21 protein-coding genes are annotated in these 22519 nt (G+C 35.4%); 16 read left to right on the forward strand and 5 right to left on the reverse strand.

Translation table 11 applies throughout. From position 1 onward, the window contains the following. The first annotated feature begins 30 nt into the window (after nucleotides 1-30). A complete protein-coding gene (locus tag BM201_RS05815) occupies nucleotides 31-918 on the forward strand; it encodes a retropepsin-like aspartic protease (RefSeq protein ID WP_092540404.1) in 888 nt (295 codons plus the stop codon). Here BM201_RS05815 and gldA read toward each other — a convergent pair. Beyond that, nucleotides 915-1820 (reverse strand): gliding motility-associated ABC transporter ATP-binding subunit GldA, encoded by a 906-nt coding sequence (gldA, locus tag BM201_RS05820; RefSeq protein WP_092540679.1) that lies wholly within the window; start codon nucleotides 1818-1820, stop codon nucleotides 915-917. The two genes, BM201_RS05815 and gldA, sit on opposite strands and share 4 nt — an antisense overlap. Nucleotides 1821-2240: 420 nt before the next feature. Between gldA and BM201_RS05825 the strand changes: the two genes are divergently transcribed. The 14 genes from BM201_RS05825 (at nucleotide 2241) to BM201_RS05890 (ending at nucleotide 16734) form a co-directional block, all read left to right on the forward strand. After that, a complete protein-coding gene (locus BM201_RS05825) occupies nucleotides 2241-3065 on the forward strand; it encodes a prephenate dehydratase (protein WP_092540406.1) in 825 nt (274 codons plus the stop codon). Nucleotides 3066-3067: 2 nt separating this feature from the next. Further along, nucleotides 3068-4213, forward strand: a complete 1146-nt coding sequence (locus BM201_RS05830) for a pyridoxal phosphate-dependent aminotransferase (protein WP_175486988.1) — start codon at nucleotides 3068-3070, stop codon at nucleotides 4211-4213. Then, nucleotides 4210-5058, forward strand: a complete 849-nt coding sequence (locus BM201_RS05835) for a prephenate dehydrogenase (protein WP_092540410.1) — start codon at nucleotides 4210-4212, stop codon at nucleotides 5056-5058. The genes BM201_RS05830 and BM201_RS05835 overlap by 4 nt, the downstream gene beginning before the upstream one ends. Before the next feature lie 10 nt (nucleotides 5059-5068). Next, complete coding sequence (locus BM201_RS05840) at nucleotides 5069-6151, forward strand: bifunctional 3-deoxy-7-phosphoheptulonate synthase/chorismate mutase type II (protein WP_092540412.1); 1083 nt, start codon at nucleotides 5069-5071, stop codon at nucleotides 6149-6151. A gap of 93 nt (nucleotides 6152-6244) precedes the next feature. Next, nucleotides 6245-7192: a ribosome small subunit-dependent GTPase A gene (gene rsgA, locus BM201_RS05845; RefSeq protein WP_092540414.1), complete on the forward strand. Its 948-nt coding sequence runs from the start codon at nucleotides 6245-6247 to the stop codon at nucleotides 7190-7192. Then, nucleotides 7189-7641: a D-aminoacyl-tRNA deacylase gene (dtd, locus tag BM201_RS05850; protein ID WP_092540416.1), complete on the forward strand. Its 453-nt coding sequence runs from the start codon at nucleotides 7189-7191 to the stop codon at nucleotides 7639-7641. Before rsgA ends, dtd begins: the two co-directional genes overlap by 4 nt. A gap of 51 nt (nucleotides 7642-7692) precedes the next feature. Then, complete coding sequence (locus BM201_RS05855) at nucleotides 7693-9603, forward strand: DUF3857 domain-containing protein (RefSeq protein WP_092540418.1); 1911 nt, start codon at nucleotides 7693-7695, stop codon at nucleotides 9601-9603. Between the two features lie 13 nt (nucleotides 9604-9616). Then, on the forward strand, nucleotides 9617-11620 hold the full coding sequence (locus BM201_RS05860) for a transglutaminase family protein (RefSeq protein ID WP_092540420.1): 2004 nt from the start codon (nucleotides 9617-9619) through the stop codon (nucleotides 11618-11620). Beyond that, nucleotides 11586-11912, forward strand: coding sequence for a nucleotide pyrophosphohydrolase (locus BM201_RS05865; protein WP_092540422.1), 327 nt, complete (start codon nucleotides 11586-11588; stop codon nucleotides 11910-11912). The genes BM201_RS05860 and BM201_RS05865 overlap by 35 nt, the downstream gene beginning before the upstream one ends. 1 nt (nucleotide 11913) lies before the next feature. Beyond that, nucleotides 11914-12177 carry a hypothetical protein gene (locus BM201_RS05870; protein ID WP_092540424.1) on the forward strand — a complete coding sequence of 88 codons (264 nt, stop codon included), beginning with the start codon at nucleotides 11914-11916 and terminating at the stop codon, nucleotides 12175-12177. Nucleotides 12178-12196: 19 nt separating this feature from the next. Further along, entirely contained in the window at nucleotides 12197-13420 is a 1224-nt protein-coding gene (gene aroA / locus BM201_RS05875; RefSeq protein ID WP_092540681.1) for a 3-phosphoshikimate 1-carboxyvinyltransferase, read from the forward strand. 92 nt (nucleotides 13421-13512) lie between these two features. Continuing rightward, nucleotides 13513-14562, forward strand: coding sequence for a tRNA preQ1(34) S-adenosylmethionine ribosyltransferase-isomerase QueA (gene queA / locus BM201_RS05880; RefSeq protein ID WP_092540683.1), 1050 nt, complete (start codon nucleotides 13513-13515; stop codon nucleotides 14560-14562). Nucleotides 14563-14667: 105 nt separating this feature from the next. Beyond that, nucleotides 14668-15714, forward strand: coding sequence for a dual-specificity RNA methyltransferase RlmN (rlmN, locus tag BM201_RS05885; RefSeq protein ID WP_092540426.1), 1047 nt, complete (start codon nucleotides 14668-14670; stop codon nucleotides 15712-15714). 42 nt (nucleotides 15715-15756) lie between these two features. Next, entirely contained in the window at nucleotides 15757-16734 is a 978-nt protein-coding gene (locus tag BM201_RS05890; RefSeq protein WP_092540428.1) for a polyprenyl synthetase family protein, read from the forward strand. Nucleotides 16735-16776: 42 nt separating this feature from the next. Here the strand turns inward: BM201_RS05890 and BM201_RS05895 are convergent, their stop codons facing one another. From BM201_RS05895 to BM201_RS05910, 4 genes are all read right to left on the reverse strand, one after another. Beyond that, nucleotides 16777-17019, reverse strand: a complete 243-nt coding sequence (locus BM201_RS05895; RefSeq protein WP_092540430.1) for a hypothetical protein — start codon at nucleotides 17017-17019, stop codon at nucleotides 16777-16779. 185 nt (nucleotides 17020-17204) lie between these two features. Then, nucleotides 17205-17441, reverse strand: coding sequence for a hypothetical protein (locus tag BM201_RS05900; protein WP_092540432.1), 237 nt, complete (start codon nucleotides 17439-17441; stop codon nucleotides 17205-17207). 48 nt (nucleotides 17442-17489) lie between these two features. Further along, nucleotides 17490-18257 carry a TIGR03915 family putative DNA repair protein gene (locus BM201_RS05905; protein WP_092540433.1) on the reverse strand — a complete coding sequence of 256 codons (768 nt, stop codon included), beginning with the start codon at nucleotides 18255-18257 and terminating at the stop codon, nucleotides 17490-17492. Continuing rightward, nucleotides 18247-19518: a putative DNA modification/repair radical SAM protein gene (locus BM201_RS05910; protein ID WP_092540435.1), complete on the reverse strand. Its 1272-nt coding sequence runs from the start codon at nucleotides 19516-19518 to the stop codon at nucleotides 18247-18249. The genes BM201_RS05905 and BM201_RS05910 overlap by 11 nt, the downstream gene beginning before the upstream one ends. A 170-nt stretch (nucleotides 19519-19688) precedes the next feature. Between BM201_RS05910 and BM201_RS05915 the strand changes: the two genes are divergently transcribed. Then, nucleotides 19689-22403, forward strand: coding sequence for a histidine kinase (locus BM201_RS05915; RefSeq protein WP_139219141.1), 2715 nt, complete (start codon nucleotides 19689-19691; stop codon nucleotides 22401-22403). Nucleotides 22404-22519 lie beyond the last annotated feature (116 nt).

Raw genomic sequence — 22519 nt, forward strand, 5'->3', positions numbered from 1 at the left:
AGCAATTCGTGGAATAAGAAAGAGGATATTATGAAGCGAGCAATTTTAGTAATAACATTTCTATTTATTCCAAGTTTATTTTACGCACAAAATTATTCAGAAGAAAAGATCGAAATTCCGTTTAAATTGAGTCCAAATGGTCACATTATGATTAGGGCGACGGTAAATGGTGTTTCTGGGAATTTTGTGTTCGATACCGGTGCTGGTATGAATTTACTAACCAAAGATTTTGCCGATAAAATCGATAATCTTGAAAAAACAACTCATTTTTATACCGGGCATCGTGCCACCGGAGAGGCGATAACTTCAGATCTATATCATTCAGAGGTTTTAGGAATTGGAGATTTTGGCAACGAAAATGAGCAATTTGCGGTATATGATATCGATTTTCCGTTAGACGGATTAATTTCATTGACGGCATTTCAGGAAAAAGCTTTCACGATTAATTTTGCTGAAAAAAAACTGATTATTGAATCTGAAAAATCACTTCAGCAACGAAAAGTAAATATGGATTTTGAAATGCCTTTGGAAATTAATAATGATAGAAATATAAAGGTGAGCATAGGAACTATGGTGAAAATTGATTCTTTGGAATTGCATGTTGGTTTGGATAGTGGTGCCGGTTTTGATGTTTATCGTTTCAATTCAAGATATATGGAAGCGCTTGGAATTGATTCAACGAAAGTTGATAGTAAATATATCCCGAGCTCTTTTAAACCTGAAGAAGGAAACCAATATTATTTTGCTGAAGTTTCGAAACTTAGCGACCTAAAAATGAATGCTGAAAAAGTTAACTTCCGAGCAACATTTATTGAAGGTTTGATTTACGAAGGAATTATGGGAATTAACTGGATTGGCGATGTACTAACCTTTGATATGCCTTCTGAAAAAATTATCGTGAAAAACGTCGATTATTAAGCTTTAGATTGCTGAGTTAGTTCAGTAAACAAACTTTCCAGATTTTTAGATTTTTGATTTAGCTGAAGTGTTTTTAGTCCGTTATCATGAGCAAAGTCAAAAACAGCCGGGCGCATATCTTCTGTTGTGGTAAAAGTAAGTTCATAAACAAAACCTGCTGGATTCTTCACGTTTTTCAAATGCGGAAGCTTTTGTAGCGCTACCATTTCGATACGATAATCAAATTCTACCTCAATAATTTGTTCCTGGCCTTTACGAAGATCGGTTAATTTTTGGTTGGTGATAATTTCGCCATGATTTATAATGATCACGCGATCACAAAGCGCCTCAACTTCCTGCATGATATGAGTAGAAAGAAAAATTGTCTTGTTTTTGGCGATATTCTTAATTAGACTTCTAATTTCTACAAGTTGGTTGGGATCCAATCCCGTGGTAGGTTCATCTAAGATCAACACCTGTGGATCGTGCAATAAAGCTGCGGCCAAACCAACACGTTGGCGATAACCTTTAGAAAGCTGATCGATCTTTTTATTGGCTTCAGGAGTAAGATTGGTTAATTTAATCACCTCTTCTATACGATCTTTCTTAATTCCGTAGATTTTAGCATTAAACGCAAGATATTCCCTAACATACATTTCTGTATATAAAGGATTGTGTTCTGGCAGGTAGCCAATACTTTTTTGTAGATCGTGTAATTGTTTATCGATCTCGAAACCATTTACACTGGCATTTCCTTCAGAAGGTTTAAGATAACCGGTTAAGATTTTCATTAAAGTAGATTTCCCGGCACCGTTTGGACCAAGAAAACCCACAATTTCACCTTTTTCAATAGAAAATGAAATCTGGTTTAGGGCTTTTTGTTCCCCATAAAATTTTGATATTTTTTCTACTGAAATCGACATATTAGAAGCTTTAGCCCAAAAGTAAGCATAAAAATGGCTTGGCAAAAGGAGCTTTAAGTATTAACGTAGATGGATTCAAAATCTTATTTTTCAGTATTAGTATTTATAATTTAAAAACAGGCTTTTTAAAAATGGCTTTGCTGCAAGATTTCTTCTGAAAAAACTGAAATATAAAAAGATTCGTAAAAAGTACATTTATCTGAAAAAAAGTGAAAAAAGGGTTTTTCATATTAAAATATAATTATACTTTAGTCAGCGTAACAAAGAACAGATGAAGAACTTAATTACTTGGAACACATTCTTTTATTTTTATTTCTATTTTAAGGAGTAGAGATCGGGAATGGTATGTAATTAAGCAAACAATATTATATAAAAGTCTCGATCTAAAAGTCGGGACTTTTTTTTTACATCAATTTTTGAATGAAAAAAGTCATAGGAATACAGGGAATTCAGGGGTCTTTCCATCATTTGGTTGCTCAGCAATATTATGGTGAAGATGTTGAGATTTTAGAATGTATGTCTTTCCAGGAACTGGTAAGAAGCCTTGTTGCCGGGGAAACCCAGGAAGCTGTTATGGCGATCGAAAATTCTATCGCAGGCTCTATTCTTCCTAATTATGCATTGATCGACGAGAATGATCTGCATGTGGTTGGTGAACATTATATCCCAATTGCAATGAATATGATGGCTTTAAAAGGTCAGCAGATCGACCAGATCAAAAAAGTATATTCTCATCCCATGGCTTTACTGCAGTGTAAAGAATTCTTCAAAAAATACCCCAATATTAAATTAATTGAAGATACAGATACTGCTGAGGTTGCCAGAAGAATTTCAGAAAAACAATCAAAGCATGTAGCGGCTGTAGCAAGTACTGCGGCGGCTTCAATTTTTGGATTGGATATTCTGGCTTCAGACATTCATACAAAAAAGAGTAATTCTACTCGATTTTTGATCATCAGTAAAACCAAAAAAGAACCAAACGGCGAGAAGATCGATAAAGCTTCGTTGAAGTTTGAGTTAGAAAGTCGCACGGGGAGTTTAGTTTCAGTATTAAATATTATGCGCGATTTTGATCTAAACATGACCAAGATCCAAAGTATGCCAATTATTGAAACTCCCTGGAAATACAGCTTTTTTATCGATATCACTTTCGATGATTACGAGCGATTCTGTAAAGCGATGGAAGTTTTGGGAATGATGACCGAGCAATTAAGAATTTTTGGAACATATAAAAACAACGTTTAATAATGATACCAGCCAATAGGTTAGAACATGTAAAAGAGTACTATTTCTCTTCAAAATTAAGAGAAGTTCGTGCCTTGCAGGCCGCAGGTAAACCCATTATCAATTTAGGAATTGGTAGCCCAGATTTACCGCCACCGCCACAGGTGATTGCCGCCTTAAATGAAGGTTTAACTCAAAATGGTGCGCATCAATATCAGCCGTATAAAGGAACAGCTGATTTTAGGAATGCGATTGCCGGGTTCTATCAAAAGTATTATCAGGTATCATTAGATCCTGAAACCGAAACTATCCCATTAATGGGAAGTAAAGAGGGAATTTTGCATATTTCTATGGCCTATTTAAACGAAGGTGACGAGGTGTTAATTCCTAATCCTGGGTATCCTACCTATACTTCGGTTTCGAAATTGGTTGGTGCGAACGCGATTTTTTATGATCTAAAAGAAGAAGGAAACTGGTTGCCGAATTTCGATGAATTAGAGCAGAAAGATTTAAGTAAAGTAAAAATCATGTGGGTTAATTATCCGCATATGCCAACAGGAGCATCGGCTACAGACGAGGTTTTTGAGCAATTAATTGCTTTTGGAAAAAAGCATCAAATTCTTATTGTAAATGATAATCCATATAGTTTTATCCTGAATGAAAACCCTAAAAGCATTTTGAAGGCTGAAGGCGCTAAAGAAGTTGCGTTAGAACTGAATAGTTTGAGCAAAAGTTTTAATATGGCGGGTTGGCGTGTTGGAATGTTGAGTGGAAGCGCTAAAAACATCGATACGGTTCTAAAGGTTAAAACCAATATGGATAGTGGGATGTTTTATCCCGTGCAAGCTGGCGCTACTGCAGCATTGAAATTAGATAAAAACTGGTTCGATTCTATGAATTCGGTTTATAAAAGCCGAAGAGCGAAAATTCTGGAGTTAGCAGAAGCTTTAGAATGTACCCCGGGCGAAGAACAGGCAGGAATGTTTATTTGGTGTAAAGTTCCTGAAGGAAAATCTTCTGAAGAATTTGTAGATAACTTGTTGCACAAGCATAGCATCTTTACTGCGCCAGGTTTCATTTTTGGAGATATGGGCGAAGGTTATATTCGTTTTTCATTATGTACAGAAGAGAAAAATGTAGATGAAGCCATTAAACGAATTAAGGGATGAAAGTAAGTATAATTGGTGTAGGTCTTATTGGTGGTTCGTTTGCTTTGGCAATAAAAGAATCTTTTCCTGAAAGTAGCATTTTTGGTATCGATAAAAGCGAAGTACATGTGAAGGAAGCATTGGAGATCGGTTTTATCGATGTTGCCGGAACGATGGAAGATCTTGCCGACAGTGACGTTGCAATTGTAGCTGTGCCGGTAGATATAAGTATCAAGGTTTTAAAAGAAGCTTTAGATCATGCCGGAGATAATACTTTGATAATCGATGCCGGTTCTACAAAATTCAAATTATGTGAAGCGGTAAAGGATCATCCAAAACGAAGAAATTATTTATCGGCGCACCCTATTGCGGGAACAGAGTTTTCAGGACCTTCAGCAGCTATAAAAGATTTATACAAAGAAAAGACCAATATCGTATGTGAAGTAGAAAAAACAGCTTTTAAACTTCAGGAGCGAGGTATGGAAATCTTCAGAAAAATAGGAATGCGTATTCGATATATGGATCCAGAATCTCACGATCGCCATATTGCGTATGTGTCACATTTGTCGCATATAAGCTCTTTTATGCTGGGGAAAACAGTGCTCGAAAAAGAGAAAAATGAGCGTGATATCTTCGATTTGGCGGGAAGTGGATTTGCTTCAACGGTAAGACTGGCAAAAAGTTCGCCGGCAATGTGGTCGCCCATTTTTCAGCAGAACAAAGAAAATGTGCTGGAAACATTAAATGAATATATTCAGAATTTAAGCTCTTTTAGAGACTTGATCGCCAATGACGAATTTGGCGAAGTGTACAACGAAATGGAACGTACAAATCATATAAAATCAATTTTAAACGGAATTAGCTAAATTTTTTATCATGGAAAACAAGAAAGAATTAAGAAACTGGTTAGACGCATTTGGATTAGATCATCCGTTGGTAATCGCAGGGCCATGTAGTGCAGAGACTGAAGAGCAGGTGCTAAAAATTGCTCATCAGTTAAAAGATACCGATGCTACAGTTTTACGTGCCGGAATTTGGAAACCAAGAACAAGACCAGGAAACTTTGAAGGTGTTGGTGCTTTAGGTTTAAAATGGCTGCAAAAGGCTAAAGAAGAAACCGGAATGTTAACCACTACAGAAGTTGCGAATCCGCATCACGTGGAGTTAGCTTTAAAGCATGATGTAGATATTTTGTGGATTGGAGCAAGAACCACAGTTTCTCCTTTTATTATTCAGGAAATCGCAGATGCGCTTAAAGGTACAGATAAGCCTGTTTTAATTAAAAACCCTGTAAACCCAGATTTAGCCTTATGGCTTGGTGCGGTAGAGCGTATGTACACTGCAGATATTAAAAATCTTGGGGTGATTCACAGAGGATTCTCTAGCTACGAAAAATCGAAATATCGTAATAATCCAGAGTGGCAAATTGCGATCGAATTACAAAATAAATTCCCAGACCTTCCTTTAATTTTAGATCCTTCTCACATTGCAGGACGTCGTGATATTATTTTTGATCTTTGCCAAACTGCGCTAGATCTTAATTTCGACGGATTAATGGTAGAAACTCATTGGGATCCAGATAATGCATGGAGTGATGCTAAACAGCAAATTACTCCAGAAACTTTAGTACAGATCATGAAAGATCTAAAAATTAGAAAAGAGGTTTCTGAAAGTGAAGATTATCAGAATAAACTACAGAATCTTAGAGCGAAGATCGATATTGCAGATAATCAATTGATCGAGCTTTTGGCAAAACGTATGAAGATTTCTGAAGATATAGGTCATGTGAAAAAATCACAAAACGTGGCGATTCTTCAGACGAAACGTTGGAATGAGATTTTAGGTAAAATGGTATTAGAAGGTGAGCAGGTAGGTTTAAGTGAAGAGTTTGTTTTAAAATTATTTAAAGCTGTTCACCAGGAATCAATTAATCACCAACAGACTATTTTAGATAATTAAGCATTAAAATGATTTCTTGATTTTCCAAAATAAGATAATACCTCGTGAAATTGTGTAATTTTGCGAGGTATTTAATTAGAGGGAAACATGTAAATGAGAGGAACGGTATATAAATCTACAGGAAGTTGGTATCAGGTAAAGGCAGAGAATGGTGAATTCTATGATTGCCGTATCAAAGGTAAATTCCGTATTAAAGGGATAAAAAGTACCAATCCTGTTGCTGTTGGAGATAAGGTAGAGTTTGATCTTGAAGAAATTTCAGAACAAACCCAGGGCGTGATCAAAAAGATTAGCGATCGTGATAATTATATTATCAGGCGTTCTGTAAACCTTTCTAAGCAAACACATATTATCGCTGCCAATATCGATCAGGTTTTCCTGATGGTTACCTTAAATAATCCTCCCACTTTTACCACTTTTATTGATCGTTTTTTAGTTACTGCAGAAGCTTATCATGTAAAAGCAGTGCTTCTTTTTAATAAAATCGATACTTATAATGATGATGAACTTTTGGAGATTAAATTCCTTGCAAAAATGTATCGTGAGATTGGTTATGAATGCGTAGGAATTTCTGCAAAAAGCGGTAGAAATGTAGATAAGGTAAAAGAAATGATGTTAGGTAAAACTTCAATGTTTTCAGGGCATAGTGGTACCGGTAAATCTACGTTGATCAATGCTTTAGAACCTTCCCTGAATTTAAAAACCTTAGAAATTTCAGAACAGCATAAGCAGGGACAACATACCACGACTTTTGCTGAAATGTTCGATCTGAGTTTTGATGCCAGGATTATTGATACTCCGGGAATTAAAGGATTTGGAGTTGTAGATATTGAAAAAGAAGAGCTTGGTGATTATTTCCCTGAATTTTTTGAATTAAAACAAGATTGTAAATTTCATAATTGTCTTCATCTAAATGAGCCAAAATGCGCCGTAAAAGATGCTTTGGATGATGGTGAAATTCCGTGGTCGCGTTATAAAAGTTATTTGCAAATTATTGAAGGGGAGGATGATCCTTATCGCATAGATCAATACAAAAAATGAGAGTAGTACTTCAACGAGTAACAAAAGCTTCGGTAACTATCGAAAATCAATTGAATGCTGAAATAGGTCTCGGACTTTTATTATTAATTGGTATTGAAGCCGAAGATACTTCCGAAGATATAGAATGGCTTTGTAGAAAGATCGTGAATATGCGAATCTTTAATGATGAAGACGGCGTGATGAATAATTCACTTTTGGATATAAATGGTGATGCTATCATTGTTAGTCAGTTTACTTTACACGCCAGCACCAAGAAAGGTAATCGGCCAAGTTATATTAAGGCCGCTAAGCCAGATGTGGCCATTCCGTTATATGAGGAATTTATTCAGGTTTTCAAAAAATATCTTGGAAAAGAAGTTGGCACAGGAAAATTTGGCGCCGATATGAAGGTAGAATTATTAAATGATGGTCCGGTAACTATCTTAATAGATTCTAAAAATAAAAGTTAAAAATTCTTAAAATTTTAATATATTGCAAAACGAATATTACCAGTTTTTGCAATGAAATCTTTTTTAGTGAGCGTTATGCTCTTAAGCGGAATCCTGTGTTTTGCCCAGGAATCGTATCAAAGTATCATTCTTAAAAAAGAACTTACCGAGCATGCTAATGCGGTACTTAGGGATGAGAGCATCCTAGTTGAAGTTGAGGATGTAGATAAAATGACAGTTACCACCAGGCGAGTGGTTACCGTATTGAACAAATACGGAAATGGTTTTGTTAGAGCCTATGATTTTTATGATGATGGTGATGCGAAGATAAAGTCGCAGTCTGCCTACGTTTATAATAAAATGGGAAACGAGATCAAGAAGTATAAGCAGCGTGATTTTAAGGATCAAAGCGCTGTTGGGTCTTCTAATTTGTACTCAGATAACAGGGTGAGCTACCTGGATTATTCGCCTATGAGCTATCCTTACACGGTAGTTTACGAGAGCGAAGTACAGATGTCTACCACAGTTTTTATTCAGCCTTTTCAGCCTGTTGATGCATATTATGTAAGTGTTGAATCTAGCGAATATCAGCTAAAAAATCCAAATCATATACCACTCCGTTATCTGGAGTCTAATTTGGATAGTATTCAGGTTGAAAAAAATAATACTGAATTTGAGATTAGCTATGCGGTGAAAAATATTCCGGCCTATAAATACGAACCTTATAGTCCGCAGATCTCAGAATTAACTCCGAAAGTGAAAGTTGCTCTTGATAAGTTCAGTTTGATGGGCGTAGAGGGAACTGCAAATAATTGGACAGAGTTTGGTAAATGGCAATATGAAAACCTAATTAAAGGTAGGGACGAATTATATTCTTCAACAATAGCCGAGATCACAGCGCTGGTTAAAGACGCTGAAACCGATTACCAGAAAGCTAAACTTATTTACGAATATATGCAGGGGAAAACCCGCTATATAAGCGTTCAGTTAGGAATTGGTGGTTGGGAGCCTATTTTAGCTACAGAAGTAGATCGTGTAGGCTATGGTGATTGTAAAGGATTAACCAATTATATGAAAGCCTTACTGGCATCGCAGGGAATTAAGTCTAATTATGCGGTAGTTTATGCCGGTGATGAGCAAAAGGATATTGATCCTAAATTCGCGTCGATGCAGGGAAATCACGTGATTTTAAATGTGCCGGGAATTGCAGAAGAAGATGTTTGGCTGGAATGTACAAGTCAGTCTTTACCATTCAACTACTTAGGCGATTTTACAGATAATCGTCATGTATTATTGATCAAAGAAGATGGTGGTGAGATCGTAAAAACTCCAAATTACGAATGTGATATAAACCTGGAAGAAACGCTTTGCGAAATAGACCTTTCTGAAGATGCTTTTACGGCTAATATTAAAAAGCAAAGTAAAGGAATCCCATACGGAAACAATTATCATATCCAGGGACAAAAAGATAAGGATAAGAATATTTATTACAAAGAAGTTTTTGGAAATCTTCAGGGGATACATTTTGATCATCTAAGTTTCGAGAATGATAAAGAACAGGCAAGTTTTTCTGAAGAGTTAGAATTCACCGGAAAGAAATTCTATACCACAGCGGGAAACCGAATATTACTTCCTCTAAATTTTATAGAACCAGAAATAGACATGGTATCGCGTGACGAGGACAGGCATTATCCTGTAGAAATCTTGCGTGGTTTTACAAATAAAGATCAATTTAATTTTAAAATTCCTGAAGGTTATGCGGTGGAGGCCCTACCCGAAGCGATTAGCATAGAAACCGATTTTGGAAGTTTTAAATTCTCTGTAGAATCCTCAAAAGACGATCCAGATGTTTTAGTGGTTAAACGTTCTGTAAGCGTTAATCAGGGGCACTGGCCGGCAGACAAGTTTGGAGATTTTAGAGAGTTTTTAAACAAAATCAACATGTTGAGCAATCAAAAGGCTGTTTTGGTTAAAAACAGCTAAAAATTATTTTACTATGCGTTTAAAATTTTATCTAATTGCATTTCTCCTGGTAGGAGGTGCGATGCAGGCACAGAACTACAAATTTGGGAAGGTTTCTAAAGAAGAAGTAGAAGAAACCGAACATCCTACGAACAAAGATGCCGATGCAGCGATATTGTATAAAAAACAATATTCTTTTTACGATTACAATAGTACTACAGGACTATCTTTAGTTACAAGGTATCACTATAGAATAAAACTTTATAATGAAGACGGCTTCGATTGGGCAACCGTGCAGTTAGATGAATATAAGAGCTCGAACGACGAGGAAAAGATCTACGGAGTTAAAGGTTATACTTATAATATCCTAGATGGTAAACTGGTAGATGAAAAGTTAAGGAAAGATGAGATCTTTGACGAAGAGATCTCTAAGTATCGCGATGCTATTAAATTTACCATGCCTTCTTTACAGGCGGGTAGTGTTGTAGAATACGAATACGAAAAAAGATCACCATTTTTAACTTCTTTGGATGATACTGAATTACAGGCTACTATTCCTATTAAAATGATGGAAGTAAAAGTAGAAATACCAGAATTTTTTGGATTTGTTTCGCATTATAATCAATTAGCTTCTTTGTTTATTCCAATCGATAAAACTTCAGAGCCGTTTAATATGCATACGCAGAATAACGACTACTTGCAAACGGTTTATACGATTACAAAAGAAAATATTCCAGCGTTAAAAGAAGAAGTGTACGTAGATTACCTGTACAACTATGCGGCAAGGATTAAATGGGAATTGCAGTATACTAAATTCCCAAATCAGCCTATGGATTATTTTAGCCATAGCTGGGAAGATGTTTCTAAATCTATTTATGATGATGGTGGATATGCTACAGAGCTACGAAGAAGTAATTTCTTTAAAGATGATGTAGATGCCATTTTAGATGGAGCTTCTTCAGCTGAAGAAAAATTAGTGAGAATCTATAATTTCATCAAAAGTAAAGTTGCGTGGAACGATTACATAGGATATACAGCAGAAAACGGAATTAAGAAAGCATATAAGGAAGGGAGTGGAAACACAGGAGATATAAATCTTCTTTTAATTGCTATGTTAAGGTATGCCGGTTTAGAATCGCATCCAGTTCTTTTAAGTACAAAAAGTAATGGTGTACCGGTATTTCCAACACGATCTGGATTTAATTATGTGATCGCAGGTGTACAATTTGGGGAGCAAACACTGTTGTTAGATGCTACAGATAAAAATGCTGCTCCGGGTGAATTACCAGAAAGAGCAAGAAACTGGCAGGGTAGAATTATTAAAGATGAAGGAAAGTCTGACTGGGTTTACCTGTTACCAACCTATAAATCTAAAGAGCTTAACTACATGAACCTTCAGATCACTGAAGATCTAAAATTGAAAGGGAAATATACAGGTATTTATGAAAAACTGGTAGCTAAGAATTTTAGAGATAAATATAAAGGCATAAATGAAGAAAGTTACCTGGAGTTGCTTCAGGAAGGAAAAGGAGATATTTTAATTTCAGAATTAACCAAGGAAAATGAAGATGCAATTGGGCAGAATGTAAAAGAGGTTTATCAATTTGAGATCAATAATGGGGTAGAGGCAATTGGCGACAAACTTTATGTAAATCCTCTACTATTTTTATCAGAAAAAGAAAATCCTTTTAAAGCTGAAGAAAGAACTTATCCAATTTATTTGAATTATCCGGTAGAATATGCTTCGACCATTAATTTTATGATTCCAAAAGGTTATAAAATTGAATCACTGCCAGAGAGTGCTATGGTAAATATGAACGAGGAAGATGCCAAGTTTAAATATTTGATCACCCAAAGTTCGAATTTCTTGAGATTAGAGACTTCAATAGATCTAAATAAGTCTGTTTTTTCAGCAAATGATTATGAGCATTTAAAAAACTTTTTCGATGAAATTGTGAGTAAACATTCAGAAGCTATAGTTTTGTCTAAAATTGAAGAAGACAATGGATCTACAGAACTCACAGAAGGCCGTCGATAAATGGATAAAAGAACACGGTGTTCGATATTTTAACGAATTAACTAATATGGCGCAACTCACCGAAGAAGTTGGTGAGGTTGCGCGTATTATTGCTCGTCGCTACGGTGAGCAAAGTGAAAAAGAAAGCGATAAAGCAAAAGACCTTGGAGAAGAGCTTGCAGATGTTGTATTTGTAGTGCTTTGTCTTGCCAATCAAACCGGGGTAGATCTACAGGAAGCTTTCGATAAAAAGTTAGATCTTAAGACCAAAAGAGATCACGACAGGCATCATAATAACGAAAAGCTGAAGTAAAATGAAGTTTAAAGAAATTATGTCCAGTAAGAAATACTGGCGCTCTGTGGTTGTTCTTGGTTTTTTATTCGTGCTTATCTACAACATCGTAATGATGGTAATCGATTATGGCGGTTTTGCTTTTAAAGATTACTATCAGGATAGGATGGCAGACGGGAAAATGATTACTTTTGTTGTTGGTCAGGTTCTTGGAATGATCGTTTATGGGATGATAGTATCCTATGGTCAATTCCGAAGAAAAGAAAAAGATCAGCTTAAAAAATAAATCAATAATCTCCTCTTCCATGAAATTTAAAGTAAAGCACTCACAGGATACTGTGACCGGAGCGCTACAAATAACGGGGTCTAAAAGTGAATCGAATAGATTGCTAATTATCGAGTCGCTTTTTAAGAACCTGCAAATTTCTAATCTTTCAAATAGTGACGATACTCAGGTGATGAAAAAAGCTTTAGCTTCTAATGAAGTTGAGGTAGATATTCACCATGCTGGTACCGCAATGCGTTTTTTAACTGCATATTTTGCTGTGCAGGATGGGAGAGAGACGGTTTTAACCGGTAGCCAGCGTATGCAGGAGCGTCCTATTCAATTACTGGTAGAAGCGCTTCGATCTATGGGAGCAGAAATTTCTTATGAAAAAAATGAAGGGTATCCTCCAATCCGAATTCAGGGTAAAAAACTTCAGGCAAATTCTGTGAGTCTTCAGGCAAATATCAGTAGTCAGTATATTTCAGCATTGATGCTTATTGGAGCATCACTTCCGCAGGGATTAACTATAAATCTTGAAGGACAGGTAACCAGTACGCCTTATATTTTAATGACCTTGGAGATGTTACAGCGTTCTGGGATACAGGGAAGTTTTGAAGAAAATACTATTCAAATAGAAGCTTGCAGTGAATTATTACCAAAAACGATTCCGGTAGAATCAGATTGGAGTTCAGCTTCTTATTTTTATAGCATAGCAGCACTTGCTGAAGAAGCTGAGATAAAATTGTCGAATTACCGGGAAGAAAGTTTGCAGGGTGATTCCTGTCTTGCGAATATCTATAAGAAATTTGGGGTAGAAACAAGTTTTGGAGAAAATAGTATTACACTTAAAAAATCAAAATGTTCTAAGCCGGCGAGCATTACTGAAGATCTTAGAAACTCGCCAGATATTGCACAAACTATCGCTGTGACTTGTCTTGGTTTAGGGATAGCTTGTAAATTAACCGGATTACATACTTTAAAGATCAAAGAGACCGATAGATTGGTCGCTTTAAAAAACGAGATCGAAAAGCTAGGAGGAGAGGTGGTGATCTCTAACGATCATTTAGAATTAAAAGCCTCTGCCACATTAAAAGAAAATATTGCCATAGCAACTTACAACGATCATCGAATGGCGATGGCTTTCGCACCTATAGCATTAAAAGTACCGGTAATCATCGAAGATGCTATGGTGGTTTCTAAAAGTTATCCAGATTTTTATAATGACCTGGAAACACTAAAATTTACTATAGAAAAAGACTAATTTTAAATTAACGGCCAAATATATTCGCAATTACTTGACAACGCCTGTTTTGAGATTGTATATTTGCAGCCTTTAAAATTTCAAATATGGGAATGAAACTTTCAAACTTCAATTTCGAACTTCCACCAGAATTACTTGCTGAGTATCCTGCGGAAAATAGAGATGAAGCGCGCCTAATGGTTCTTAATCGAAAAGAGCAAACAATAGAGCATAAACAATTTAAAGACCTTATTAATTATTTTGATCCTGAAGATGTAATGGTTCTTAATAACACAAAGGTTTTTCCTGCTCGTTTGTATGGTAATAAAGAAAAAACCGGGGCGAGAATTGAAGTTTTCTTATTAAGAGAATTAAATCCTGAAACTAAACTTTGGGATGTATTGGTAGACCCAGCGCGTAAAATTAGAATTGGAAACAAACTTTATTTTGGAGAGGATGAAAGTTTAGTTGCTGAGGTTATCGATAATACAACCTCTAGAGGTAGAACACTTCGTTTTCTTTATGATGGTTCTTACGAAGATTTTAGAAGAAAGCTTAAAGAACTAGGAGAAACTCCACTTCCAAAATATATCAAGAGAGATGTTCAACCTGAAGATCAGGAGCGTTATCAAACGATCTATGCTAAAGAAGAAGGAGCAGTAGCTGCACCAACAGCAGGGCTTCACTTTTCTAAGCATTTATTAAAACGTTTAGAGATTAAAGGAATTAATTTTGCTGAAGTTACGCTTCACGTAGGATTAGGAACTTTTAGTCCGGTTGAGGTAGAAGACCTTAGCAAGCACAAAATGGATAGCGAAGAAGCATTTGTAAAAGCAGATGCAGTAGATACCATTAACAGAGCAAAATCTGAAAAGCGTAAAGTTTGTGCCGTTGGTACAACAGTAATGAGAGTTTTAGAAAGTTCTGTTTCTTCAAATCAAACTTTGAACGAGTTTGGTGGTTGGACCAACAAATTTATCTTTCCTCCTTACGATTTTAGTATAGCGAACTGTATGGTAACAAACTTCCATACGCCAAAATCTACATTATTAATGATGATCTCTGCTTTTGCCGGTCATGATTTTATGATGAGAGCCTACGAAGAGGCAGTAAAAGAAAAATACAGATTCTATACTTACGGTGACGCAATGTTGATCTTGTAAGTTTTTAGAACAAATTTTTAAAAGCCACAATTAATTAAGATTGTGGCTTTTTGCATTTAAATAAGCTTATATAGAATATCCTCAAAATCTTTGTAATTTTGCGCTGTGAAGAATAAGAAAAAAGATATACGAGCTTTAACCAAAAAGCAACTGCAGGAGTTTTTTGTAGAAAACGGTGATAAATCCTTTAGAGGTTCACAGGTTTACGAATGGCTGTGGAGTAAGGGAGCGCATACTTTCGAAGAAATGACCAACATTTCTAAACAAACCCGTACGATGCTTGCCGAGAATTTTGTGATCAATCACATTCGTGTAGATCAAATGCAGCGCAGTAGTGATGGCACGATTAAGAATGCGGTAAAACTTCATGATAATCTTACAGTAGAATCTGTTCTTATTCCTACACCAACCAGGACAACGGCCTGTGTTTCTTCTCAGGTAGGTTGTAGTTTAGATTGCCAGTTTTGTGCAACAGCACGTTTAAAACGTATGCGTAATCTTAATCCAGATGAAATTTACGATCAGGTTGTCGCTATAGATAATGAAAGTCGTTTATATTTTGATCGTCCTTTAAGCAATATTGTGTTTATGGGAATGGGAGAGCCGCTTATGAATTACAATAATGTGATGAAAGCGGTCGAAAAGATCACTTCAGACGAAGGTTTGGGAATGTCTGCTAAGCGAATAACCATTTCTACTTCTGGAGTGCCTAAAATGATCAAAAAACTGGCAGATGATGAGGCTAAAATTAAACTTGCTGTCTCTTTACATGCAGCAACCGATGAAGTTCGAACTAAGATCATGCCTTTTAATGAGACATTTCCGTTAGAAGATCTTCGAGAAGCTTTAGAATATTGGTATTCTAAAACCAAAAGCCGAATTACCTACGAGTATATTGTTTGGAAAGATGTGAACGATACCCGTAAAGATGCTATGGCTTTGGTAAGATTCTGTAAATATGTGCCTTGCAAAGTAAATCTTATTGAATATAATCCAATAGATGATGGAGATTTTCAACAGGCATCTTCTCAGGCCACAGATATGTATCAGCAATTATTGGAGCGAAACGGAATTACAGTTACCGTAAGACGATCTCGCGGAAAAGATATCGATGCAGCTTGTGGTCAACTAGCAAATAAATCGGCTTCATAAATGATCTTCAATTTCCCGAATTAAGCTATCTTTGCGGACTTTATGAAGATAATCTCTCAAATAAAACTTCCGGTTGAAAGAGAAATGGAACTTTTCGAAAAAAAGTTCTTCCAATCGATGTCTTCTAAAGTTGCGCTTTTAAATCGAATTACACACTACATTGTAAATCGAAAAGGAAAGCAAATGCGGCCCATGTTCGTTTTTTTGGTAGCAAAGATGGTTTCTGATGGAAAAGTGAACGAGCGGACGTATAGAGGCGCTTCTGTTATCGAATTAATTCATACTGCTACCCTGGTTCACGATGATGTCGTGGATGATAGTAATCGTAGAAGAGGTTTTTTCAGCATAAATGCTTTATGGAAAAACAAGATCGCTGTTTTAGTTGGTGATTACTTGTTGTCTAAAGGATTGCTTCTTTCTATCGATAATAACGATTTTGATTTGCTGAAGATTATTTCTGTAGCGGTTAGAGAGATGAGTGAAGGTGAACTATTGCAAATTGAAAAAGCCAGGCGTTTAGATATTACTGAAGATGTTTATTACGATATAATTCGGCAAAAAACAGCAACGCTTATTGCGGCTTGTTGTAGCTTAGGCGCTGCTTCAGTTAAACCTGATTCTGAAGAAGTAGAAACCATGCGCCGATTTGGAGAGCTTATAGGAATGGCTTTCCAGATAAAAGATGATCTTTTTGATTACGGCGAAGAAAAAATAGGAAAACCTACCGGAATCGATATTAAAGAGCAAAAAATGACGTTGCCGTTAATTTATGCGCTTAATAATTCAGATAAGAAAGAAAAGGCCTGGGTAATCAATTCGGTTAAGAATCATAATAAAGATAAAAAGCGCGTTAAAGAGGTGATCGCTTTTGTAAAAGAAAAGGGTGGTTTAGAGTACGCCACTTCTCAAATGATCGCTTTTCAGGAGGAAGCTTTAAAAATACTTGAAGAATATCCACAATCTCAGTATAAAGATTCTCTGGAATTGATGGTAAATTATGTAATTGAAAGGAAAAAATAAAGGCTGCGAATTTGCAGCCTTTTTAGTTTTTACAAGATACGATTATAGATCGTCATTAGCTTCTTCTCCATTCACATCGTCTGTTTCGTGAATTTCTTTATCAACTTCTTCTTTTACCTTATCGGCACCTTCTTCGATCTTTTCTCCAGCATGCTCTACATTATCTTCGATATCTTCTCCGATAGCTTCAATAGCCTCTTCTGTTTTTTCTCCGGTAGATTCTCTACATGACTGGAAGGTAAATGCAAAAGCTGCAACAAAGACAGATAAAATTAATTTTTTCATGATTATTTAGTTTTTGGTTGGCACCGCCATAGGGTATAATACCCAGAGGCTTGCCTCGAAATTAAAATTTTGTTTCCAACGAATGCTTAGAGGGCGTGCCCCGAGGTAGTTTACTTTTATTTAAACCTAAAAAAAGCCACTACGACGAGTGGCTTTTTTATAATTTTCTTCAAAGGAAGAGAGAATTACATGTCGTCGTTGTCCTCTACTTCGTCTTCAACTTCTTGTCCTGCTTCTTCGATTTCGTCACCAGCTTCGTCAATTGCGTCCTCAGTTTCTTGAGCAGCTTCATCAACTCCGCTTTCTACATCTTCACCCATTTGTTCCATGGTATCTTCTGCACTTTCTTCAGTAGTTTCTCTACAAGAGTACATAGAAATTGTCATAGTTGCTACAGCAAATAATAAGAATAATTTTTTCATCGTTATAATGTTTAATTAGTTGAACAAACAAATGTAAACTAATTTTCATTACATGATAATAGTCTTTTCCGTTAAATATTTCCAATAACGTTTTGGTACATGTTGTAGGTGTAATTTGGTGTTTTTTCGGGATTTTATGTTGCTAGCGTCGAAATATGATTTCCATAATTTTTGAAAGCTTATTTCGTCTTCGTGAAGAATATTAGTGTTTTTTTTTGAATTATTTTTAAAATCTAGGCTGATTGGTGTTACTTTATTTAAGTTGTAATAAAGCCCAAATTGCCGTTTTTCGTCATAAATTATCCATTGTTGATCGGCATATCTATTCTTAAAATGTTTTAAAATTAGGGGTAAAACGTTAAAATCTGGGGCAATTTTTGTGAAAAAAATTCCATCTTTTAGCAGTTCAAATCTTATAAAAGCTTCCATTCTGTGCTTTTCGCGACCAACTTTTCTATCTATTTGGGCGATTTTGAGTATTGGAGGATGCGAAAAATCATCTGAAAGATCTGTTTTTTGCTCAAAAATATGCTTGAAAAAATCTACAATTAAGAGTTCTACACCCGGAATTTCAGACAAAAATGCGCGATAGATTCGGTGAACAGCTTTTTTAGAAGTATACTTTTTAAAGCTTTCCAGAACTCGCCCAGATTTTTCTTCGTCTGTAATTACATGTTCTTGGTTTGCAAAAAAGTCATTTTGATTATAGCCTTCTGGATAAATACTATATTCGGTTAATTTTTCTTCATAGATCTGGAAGATACAGGTTAGCAAACCTTTAAAAGTCCCATCGTAGATTAAAATCTTAGGATGCATGGTCAAATAGGTTTAGCTGAGTAGAATAGTCTTTCCTAAATTTACTAGAACTTGTTTTTATAATCTTCGATTTTATTTGTTCTGGGGTCCAATCTTTTCTTTCCCATAATCTGGAATCGCAAACTATAAAGTACTTTGCTCTGTTTAATGCGATTCCTATAGCTTTTAGATGTTCCCAGTTTAATTTACGATATTTTCTGGCTTGCAGGATCTTAAAAACAGATCGCATTCCCAGACCTGGAATCCTGGCAAGCATAGATTTATCTGCAGTATTAATATTTACAGGAAATAAATGCTGATTACGTAGTGCCCAGCTTAATTTTGGATCGATATCCAAATCTAAGTTAGGGTGATCATTATTTAATAGTTCTCTTATATCAAAACCATAGAATCTAAGAAGCCAATCTGTTTGATATAATCTATTCTCCCTTAGCATAGGAACTTGAGAAGTTATGGCTGGTAGCCGGGGATCTGTCGTGATAGGAACATAGCCAGAATAATAAACACGTTTCATATTATACTGCTTGTAATAGTAATTGGCAGAATACATAATATCACGGTCACTTTCTCCCGTTGCACCTACGATCATTTGTGTGCTTTGACCTGCCGGCGCATATTTGGGAGTACTCTTTATAAACTTTCTTTCGTTTTTAAATTGAATGATCTCATTTTTAACCTTTAGCATAGGTTTGGTAAAATCTTCGTGTTTTTTCTCTGGAGCGAGAAGTTTCAAGCCAGATACTGTAGGTACTTCAATATTTACGCTTAATCGGTCTGCATAGAGTCCGGCTTCACGCATTAGTTCATCACTGGCTCCCGGTATGGATTTTAGGTGTATGTAGCCATTAAAATTTTCTTCTTCTCTAAGTTTTTTAGCTACTCTAATTAATCGTTCCATCGTATGATCCGGACTTTTAAAAATTCCTGAACTTAGAAAAAGGCCTTCTATATAATTTCGACGATAAAAATTAATAGTAAGATCGACTACTTCCTGAACCTTAAATGCAGCTCGTTTTATATCATTACTTCGTCTGGTTACGCAATACGCGCAATCGAAAATACAATGATTGGTAAGTAAGATCTTTAAAAGAGATACGCAGCGTCCATCTTCAGTATAACTATGGCAAATTCCCATTCCAGAGGAATCTCCAAGTCCGTTTTTAGTATTCTTTCGATTACTACCGCTGCTTGAGCACGAGACATCGTATTTTGCTGCGTCTGCTAAAATTTCTAATTTCTCTTTAATTCTATCGAAATTCATTCTACCAATTTTTCCAAAAATAGGAAAAAATCCAATAATTAGGATATTATCCTTTGTTAATCTTTCTTTGTTACGATTACGCTTTTTATAGGCTTATAATATTGTAGATTTGTAGCATGGGAAAAGCTAATTTTAGTTGCACAAATGCTTATTTTTCAAAACTATTTACTGTGTTTTTAGTTTTGATAATCAATTGTTTAATGCTATGCAGCGCTACTGCACAACAATTAAATCCACCTATACAAAATTATTCTTCTATAGATTATGATGCGGCAAGTCAAAATTGGGATGTTTCCATCAATGATGCAGGAATTATTTACGTAGCAAACAATCGTGGATTGTTAGTATATAATGGTCAAACATGGAAGTTGTACAGTTTAAATTCTGGAGCGATCATTCGTTCAGTGTATACATATAAGGATAAGATCTTTACCGGATCGTACAGGGAATTTGGATACTGGAAGCAAAATGAAATGGGAACTTATACTTATCATTCCTTAAAATCGCTTTTTAAAAATATAGATCTTAGTGATGAGGAATTTTGGGGAATCATTGCTTATAAAGGTGACATCTATTTTAGATCCTTTGGTGGTTTTTATAAATACGATGGTGAAAAGATCAAAAAAATTGCAAGTGGTGTTTTTACCAATATTCAGCACTTTAAAGGTAGACTTTTAGTTTCTAAAGGTCGAGATGGGATTTTTTATCTCGATAATACCGATACACTTAAATTTTATCAGCCTTCAGAAAAACTCATAGGAATCACCGTTGCTGATATTGTTCTGCATAGTGGCAAACTCTACGTAGGTAGCAAGGAACAACTTTTTTCATTAAATGAAGATCTTAATGAATTTGAGTTGTTACCTGAAAAGGTAAACGAATTTATAGGTAGATCTGAATTAAATAAGCTCATAAGTTTACCTAATGGTGATCTAATAATAGGAACTTTGAAAAATGGACTTCTAAAATGGAATAGTCAAAACGGGAATTACCAAATTTTCGATAGATCTAACGGATTGCAGAACAATACGATACTTTCCATGGATTATTTTAAAGGTAATCTATGGTTAGGTCTCGATAATGGGCTTGATCGAATAGATATCGATTCTCCTATAAGTTTTTATACCGATACTTCGGGAGAATTGGGTGCGGTTTATGATCTTGTGAACGATTCAGATCAAATGTTTTTGGCCAGTAATACCGGTGTATATCGACTCGCTGATGATAAATTAAAACTGATTGAAGGAGCCGAAGGCCATTCCTGGAATCTAGAAAGCGTAGAAGGCCAAATAATAAGCAATAGTAATTCGGGTACATTAAAGATCGATACTCATACTGCTGAAGTTATTGATAATTCTACCGGTAGTTTTTATACGCAGATTGCACCTTCTGGTAAATTACTTATTGGGACCTATACTGGTATTATTAAGTTTTCTGATGAGACAATCTCTAAAGTAGATAGTTTAAATTTCCCGGTAAGAAAGATCATCTTCGAAAATGAAAATACTTTATGGGCAGCACATCCATATGAAGGCGTATATCGTGTTATTCTTTCTGATAGTCTAAAAGTAGCCGAATTGGTGTCTGAAATTTCCAGCGTAAGTAATTCGTCGAATGTTAATCCTCAAATATTTAAAATTAATAATCAGATCGCTGTTTTTTCTGACGATAAATGGCTTAAATACAATGCGTTTAAAGATAGTCTGGAAGTTTTTAAGGAATTAAAAATCCTTGATGGATATAAATTACTGGAAGAAATAAATGATGAATATTGGTTTATAAATACCAAAACAAATGATCTTTTGTTTACAAATTTGAAAGAAAAACAGTTGATCTTACCTTCTTGGCGTTTGGACAATCGTTTAGTAAAGGGCTATGAGCAAATGACGGCGGTTTCAGACTCTGTGTTTTATATCAGCTTAAAAGATGGTTTTGCACGTTTAGATCTTAGCAAACTTTTAAAAGAACAATCTGGATTGTTTATTTCTGACCCTTTTGTTACTGGGCTAGAAGATATAGAGAATAAATATGCCTTAACTGAACAGGCAGAAATTCCTTTTAAAAATGCTAGTTTAATAAGATTTGATATAGGTCTACCATTTTCTGATGCGCGAGAAGTAGGATATCATCTTATTGGAAACGATACGATCTCTGGGGTTGTGAATAACGGTAAACTTGAATTTCAGAATTTAGATTATGGTGAATACGATTTGGCGCTATACCCTTTAGGAAGCAGATCTGATAATTCTAAAGTTTTCAGCTTTTCGATCTTACCGCCATGGTACCTATCTCTTTGGATGAAATCAGCTTATCTTGTGCTGTTTTTATGCGGAATAGCTCTGATTTTTTTGTATAACAGAAGACGTCTTAAAAAGCATCAATTGCTTATTGAGCAAAAATTTGAAAAAGAGCATAAAGAACGTATCGATAGGTTAGAGCGGGAACGTTTAATGGACGAGATCGATATGAAACGTAAAGAATTAGCCAATACAACCATGATGGCGGCTAAGAAGAACGAAGTGCTAATGGAGATACAGGGAGAACTAAATAAAGATAAGGCAAAAATTAACCAATATCGTCTTAAGCACATTATGAATAAAATTAATGGAGCTGTAAAAAGTAAGGATGAATGGCAGGTTTTTGAAACGAATTTCAATGAAATTCACGAAGATTTTTTCAAAGACCTTCTGGAGACTTATCCTAAATTAACGAGTAAAGATTTAAAGCTTTGTTCTTACTTAAAAATGAATCTGACATCAAAAGAAATTGCTCCATTAATGGGAATTTCAGTTAGGGGTGTAGAAGTACATCGCTATCGTCTTCGGAAAAAAATGGATTTGGATAAGAACGAGAATCTGACAAATTTTCTTATTAAAAATTTCTAAAATTTCAAAATTTAGCCTTCTTTTTTAGAATTCAGCACTACATCATTACTACATCATACATTAATTTTGGTATTTTTTATTTACTTCAAATTAGTTTTAAATATCTGTATTTCAGA

It is taken from the genome of Zunongwangia mangrovi (assembly GCF_900112105.1).
GTDB classification, from domain to species: Bacteria; Bacteroidota; Bacteroidia; order Flavobacteriales; family Flavobacteriaceae; genus Zunongwangia; species Zunongwangia mangrovi.